6 protein-coding genes and 1 pseudogene are annotated in these 4,476 nt (G+C 52.1%); all 7 read left to right on the top strand.

The features are described 5' to 3' along the window. A pseudogene (locus tag ACLTD4_RS17625) lies at positions 1–258 on the top strand ([FeFe] hydrogenase H-cluster maturation GTPase HydF); the annotation flags it as partial. 307 nt (positions 259–565) lie between these two features. After that, on the top strand, positions 566–988 hold the full coding sequence (locus tag ACLTD4_RS17620; protein ID WP_002603502.1) for a helix-turn-helix domain-containing protein: 423 nt from the start codon (positions 566–568) through the stop codon (positions 986–988). Positions 989–995: 7 nt separating this feature from the next. Next, positions 996–1,277, top strand: coding sequence for a DUF503 domain-containing protein (locus ACLTD4_RS17615; RefSeq protein WP_117621626.1), 282 nt, complete (start codon positions 996–998; stop codon positions 1,275–1,277). Positions 1,278–1,506: 229 nt separating this feature from the next. Then, entirely contained in the window at positions 1,507–2,271 is a 765-nt protein-coding gene (locus tag ACLTD4_RS17610) for an adenosylcobinamide-GDP ribazoletransferase (RefSeq protein WP_117621627.1), read from the top strand. A 17-nt stretch (positions 2,272–2,288) separates the two neighbouring features. After that, positions 2,289–2,726, top strand: coding sequence for a bifunctional adenosylcobinamide kinase/adenosylcobinamide-phosphate guanylyltransferase (locus ACLTD4_RS17605; RefSeq protein ID WP_055657135.1), 438 nt, complete (start codon positions 2,289–2,291; stop codon positions 2,724–2,726). A 10-nt stretch (positions 2,727–2,736) separates the two neighbouring features. Next, positions 2,737–3,771, top strand: a complete 1,035-nt coding sequence (gene cbiB / locus ACLTD4_RS17600; RefSeq protein WP_412331447.1) for an adenosylcobinamide-phosphate synthase CbiB — start codon at positions 2,737–2,739, stop codon at positions 3,769–3,771. Between the two features lie 49 nt (positions 3,772–3,820). After that, positions 3,821–4,476, top strand: a 656-nt coding sequence (locus tag ACLTD4_RS17595; protein ID WP_412331446.1) for a pyridoxal phosphate-dependent aminotransferase, incomplete at its 3' end; no start/stop codon positions are given.

Here is a 4,476-nt window from a genome sequence, read left to right as displayed (position 1 = left end):
ATTCCGGCCTGGATTAAGAAATACACGGGGAAGAATGTCATTATCGAAACGTCCTCGGGGCGAAGCTTTCCGGAAGACTTATCCGGTTACCGCCTGGTGATCCACTGCGGCGGCTGTATGCTCAATGAGAGAGAAGTCAGATACCGCATGCAGTGCGCGGGGGACGCGGGCGTTCCCTTTACGAATTACGGTATGGTCATTGCGCAGATGAAGGGGATTCTGGAGCGAAGCATGGAAATCTTCCGGAAGGTTCAGTGATTAGTCCGGTAAAAATATTTCCGGCTTGCGGGAATAACAGCAGAGCAGGAAGGATAACGGAATCCGCGTTATCTTTCCTGCTTTTTGTATCATAAAAAAAGGACTCTTAGTACAGGAATGATTTACAGAGAAGGAACCGGCAGTGCAGACCGGGTGCTGAGGCGGTTCGTCGTCTGTGAACACGGCGGGAAATGGAAAAAAATACCATATATGGAGTTTAAGGACTACTCAGCGTGCGTTCCAAATACTGATTATTTCATGTAAAATAATAAAAGAAGTATTTTACATCAGGAAGGATTTATTTTACATGAATGATAACAGAAGTAAAAATCAGCCGCGAGTACGGAAATTTCCATCAGAGCCGACCGGGGAGAAGGGCCCGGGACGTGCATCAAAGGGCGGACGAAACAAAGAGGAACTGCTGCGTGAAATGGGGAACCGCCTGAGGCAGATCAGGCTGGAAAAGAACTGGACTCAGGATAAGATGGCGGAATGTCTCGGTATTACGAAAGCATTCTATGGAAAAATCGAGAGGGGAGAGAGCAGTATTGCCCTGGAAAAACTGGCCCTGTTGAATGAAACCATGGACATTGACTTAAACTATCTGATAACCGGGGAGACAATTCCGGTACTTCCGATCAATTTTCAGGATGTTCCCCGCGAGAAACGATACAGCATGGAACAGCTTATCAAGTATGCCGTCAGTCTGGCATCATCAAAAGAGGAGTGACAGAGAAATGAGAATTTTATCGTTGACAATCAGACTTCACGCCCCGTGGGTCCATTCTTTAAAGGAGAAGCGGATGGTGGTGAAGAGTCTGACTGCAAAGCTTCGCAATAAATATAACGTATCCGCAGCAGAGATCGATGAACAGGATATTCACCAGATTATCGTCATCGGAGTGGCCTCGATTGCCGCAAACCACGCTCAGGCCGACAGCATGGAGGAGGAGATTCTGCATTTTGTGGAGTCGAATACGGAGGCGGAGCTGGTGGAACACGTAAAAGAAGTATTTTAAAGGCAGAGATTTGAGCGCCTGCCGGGGAAATCGTGAAGTACCTGGAAGAGTATTTGGCCGGTAAAAGATGATACTAAGGTAAGAGACAAATATAGCAGATAGCGCCAATAAATGATATGATACCATTTATTGGCGTTTTGTTATTAACAAATGTATCTGCTCTCTGTACGAAATCCCTGTTTTGTTGTATGATAATAGAGATAATTTTTATAATGGGAGGAATTGAACGATGAACTTACTGGGCAGCCTCGCAATCGCGTTTTCCATGTACTCCAGAATCCCCATGCCCCAGGTATCCTGGACGAAGGAGCGGATGAAATACGCCATGTGCTTCTTCCCGTTAATCGGTGTGGTGATCGGAGCCTTGATTTACGGTTCCGTGCTGGTGCTTACGGTGCTTAAGCTGGACTGGATGGCTAAAATATTACCGGTCCTGGTACCTCTGATTGTTACGGGGGGAATCCATATGGATGGTTTTCTCGACGTGACGGATGCCAGAGCCTCACACGCGCCGGTGGAAAAGAAACTGGAGATTTTAAAGGACCCTCATACGGGGGCTTTCGCCATAATCGGCTGCTGCGTGTATCTGCTGCTCTACGTGGCGGTTTTCGGAGAGATGAAACCGGTGCTTCTGGGAGCCTACGGAGGGATTTTTGTGATATCAAGGGCGCTTTCCGGACTTGCCGTGGTGACCTTTCCGATGGCGAAGAACAGCGGACTCGCCGCGTCATTTTCCGGACAGGCACAGAAGAAGACAGTTGCCGTGACCATGTGGTGCTGTCTGGTTCTGGCAGAAGGCTGGATTCTGTATGCGGGAGGGGCCGCAGCCGCATCGATGACAGCGGTTGGCGCCGCTCTGACATTTTTGTACTATTACCGTATGGCGAAAAAAGAATTCGGCGGAATTACGGGAGACCTGGCGGGGTACTTCCTTCAGGTGTGTGAGCTGGTATTGACGGCAGTGCTGGCGGCTGTGACCCAGTTTGCCATATAAAGAACAGGAGAATATTTATGATATTTATTACGGGCGGTGCGTGGCAGGGAAAGACGGCATTTGCGGAAACACTTGCAGCAGGCCGGGCCACGCCGGGAATAGGAGAACACGTACTTTACGCCGGTCTCAAAACGGAAGAGAGAACGCTTCCGGTGGCCAGCGGACGGAGGGATCCGTTTGAAACGGCCCTTGAGAGGCCGGTTATCAGCGGATTTCATTACTTTGTGAGAAGACTGCTCTGGGAAGAGCGGGATGTCAATGAATTTATAGCCGCGATTGAGGCGAAAAATCCGGATGTCGTGATTACCGCGGACGAGATTGGATGCGGTATCGTTCCGGTGGACCCGGAGGAGCGGGCATGGCGGGAGGCAGCCGGGAGGGCGGCCGAAAAGCTGGCGGCAGATTCCGAAGCGGTGTACCGCATGGTCTGCGGCATCGCCACCAGGCTGAAATGAGGGAGAACAGATGATACGTTACCATATACTGGCTGCATTTGCGGGCTGTGCCCTCGATGCGCTGTTTGGAGATCCACGGAATATACCGCATCCGGTCTGCGGCATCGGTAACCTGATCGCATGGCTGGAGGCTCGGCTCCGCAAATGGTTCCCGGCAAACGAAAAGTCGGAGAGAAGGGCGGGCACCGCGCTGGTCGTCGCTGTTCTTCTGATCACAGGACTTGCCTCGTTGTTCGTTCTGGCCGCCGCGTACACGGTTCATCCATTGGCCGGAGTGGCGGTGGAAAGCGTGATGTGCGGGCAAATGATGGCGTGGCGTTCTTTGAAAAAGGAGAGCATGAAGGTGTATGACGCGCTGGCCGCCGGGGATACAGAGGGCGCCAGAACCGCAGTCTCCATGATCGTAGGGCGGGATACCAAAGATCTCACAGACCTGGGAATTACGAAGGCTGCGGTGGAGACTGTGGCGGAAAATACCTCGGATGGAATCATCGCCCCGCTCTTTTATATGGTGCTGGGAGGTGGAACCGGGATATTTCTCTATAAGGCGGTTAATACCATGGATTCCATGGTTGGCTATAAAAATGACAAATACATAAACTTTGGAAGAAAAGCAGCCAGACTGGACGATGTGTGCAACTACATTCCGGCCAGGCTTTCGGCCTGTTTCATGATCGCGGCGGGTTATGTCCTGGAGGCGGCAGAAGGAGCCGTAATGCGGCTGAGAAAGAGGGCTAAGTCCGAAAAACATCATTACAGCGGAAGAGGCGGAATCCGGATCTTCAGACGTGACCGTTATAACCATAAGAGTCCCAACTCCGCCCAGACGGAATCGGTCTGTGCCGGCGTACTGGGGATTCAGCTGGCGGGAAACGCGTTCTACTTCGGAAAGCTGTACGAGAAACCGACTATCGGCGATGCAGACCGGTCCGTGGAATATGCGGATATCCGGTGGGCAAACGCGCTGATGACGGGAACGTATGCGGCGGCGCTGTTTGCAGCGGCGGTTCTTGGGCTTCTGGCTGCAATACCATTTATCAGATAATCGGGCACTGCACAATAGACTGTAAAATGACAGAATGGAGATATACATCATGGAATACCAGCATGGAGGAGACATATATACGAATCAGGTGGAGCTGGATTACTCCGCCAACCTAAACCCGCTCGGGCTTCCCGAGGGTGTGAAAAATGCTTACATCGGGGCGGCAGACTGCTGCAGCGTGTATCCGGACAGCCGGTGCCAGGCCCTTCGAACGAAGCTGGCGGCTTACCACCGGATCGGAAGGGAGGCTGTTCTCTGCGGAAACGGTGCGGCGGAGCTTATCTTTCTGATTGTACAGGCGAAGCGTCCGAAGTGGGCGCTGTTAATCGCCCCCTCCTTTCTGGAATATGAGCAGGCGTTAAAGGCCGCAGGATGCGGGCTGTCCTGGTTCGACTTAAAGGAAGAGGAAGATTTTGCCCTTTCGGTACCGGAGCTCCTCGCGCATTTAAAGGGGGCAGAGGCGGCCGGACAGCGGCCGGATATCCTGTTCCTCTGCAATCCCAATAATCCCACCGGATTTGCGGTGGAACGGGAAGAGCTGATCCCTCTTCTGGAGTACTGCGAAGAGCGGGGCATCGTCTGCGTGGTGGATGAGTGTTTTATTGAGTTCCTGGATGAGCCGGAGCGCTTTTCCGTGATGAAGGAACTGCGGTCGGGACGTTTCCGCCGGCTGTTTATTCTGAAGGCATTTACGAAGCTTTACGC

It is taken from the genome of Hungatella sp., from assembly GCF_046966825.1.
Note: the sequence above shows the minus strand (reverse complement) of the source record. Positions and strands in the feature narration are given on the sequence as shown.